This is a genomic window from Pseudoduganella buxea, assembly GCF_009720835.1.
In the GTDB taxonomy this organism is placed as follows: Bacteria; Pseudomonadota; Gammaproteobacteria; order Burkholderiales; family Burkholderiaceae_D; genus Rugamonas; species Rugamonas buxea.
The window spans coordinates 1-995 of record NZ_WNKZ01000224.1 but is presented as its reverse complement, the minus strand read 5'-3'; the positions used below and the strand labels follow the sequence as shown (position 1 = coordinate 995).

The window sequence follows — 995 nt, the reverse complement described above, 5'->3', positions numbered from 1 at the left end:
GCAGGCGGCGCGGCGGCAGGCACGGCGTCGAACCACGACGTATCCTCGGCCGGCGGCGGCGCGTCGCGCTGCACCGGCGTGACCTTCTTGGCCGGCTGCTTCAAGGCCGGTGCCGTCGATGGCGCCGGCGGTGCATTGTCGAACCAGGCCGTCTCCGTCGATGGCGCGGCCGGTGCCGGCGGCGCCACGGGCGCTTCCTGCACTGGCGCCGTTTCCGGCATCACGGCGGCCTGCGCCTCTTCGTCGATGACCTCCTCCACCGCTTGCGCCGCGCCTCGCGCGCGCAGCAGCCATTGCGGGCCGACGCCCATCGCGTCCAGGAACACGGTGCTGCGCTGCGACAGGTTCATAGCGCGATCCGCATGACGATGGCGTCCTCGCGGGTGCCGTTGGCGGCCGGATAGTAACCCTTGCGCCGGCCGATTTCCGTGAAGCCGTAGCGGCGGTAGATGGCCAGCGCGCGCTCGTTGGACGGGCGCACTTCCAGCAGCATCGATTCCATGCCCAGCCCCCGCGCGCAGGCCACCGACTGGTTCAGCAGGAAGCGGCCCAGGCCCTTGCCCTGCCACGGCGCGGCCACGGCCACGTTCAGCAGGTGGGCCTCGTCGACGACGGCAAGCACGAGGAAATAACCGAGCAACTGGCGGGCCTGGTCGCGCAGCACCCAGGCCTGGTAGCCGTTCTTCAGGGAGTCGGCAAAATTGGCGCGCGACCACGGATGCGGATAGACGCTCTGCTCCAGCGCCACCACTTCGGCCAGGTCCGCCGGCGTCATCGGCTCGTAGACCAGCCGGGCCAGGTCCCATTGGGGCGCGCGGCTCATGCCGCCGCCCCCGCCGCAGCGGCCGCCGCGGTGGCAGCAATTGCAGCCGCCTCGTTGATATCGGCCCGTTCCGCCTTCGTGTACGCCACCTTGTTGCGCAGGTACAGGGGCTGCGCCTCGCCGGCCGGAACGCCCTGCCCCGCCGCCAGCGCGGCCGCGCCCAGCCGGGCCA

General features: G+C 72.1%; 1 protein-coding gene and 1 pseudogene. Both read right to left on the bottom strand.

Features of this window, described 5'->3' with window-relative positions:
- Positions 1-350, bottom strand: a pseudogene (locus GM672_RS27715) (hypothetical protein); the annotation flags it as partial.
- On the bottom strand, positions 347-823 hold the full coding sequence (gene rimI / locus GM672_RS27710; protein WP_155473697.1) for a ribosomal protein S18-alanine N-acetyltransferase: 477 nt from the start codon (positions 821-823) through the stop codon (positions 347-349). The gene rimI and the pseudogene GM672_RS27715, both read right to left, overlap by 4 nt.
- Positions 824-995: the final 172 nt, after the last annotated feature.

Coding starts and splice junctions, on each gene's coding strand:
- rimI (WP_155473697.1), bottom strand. CDS start 823: ATGAGCCGCGCGCCCCAATGGGACCTGGCCCGGCTGGTCTACGAGCCG.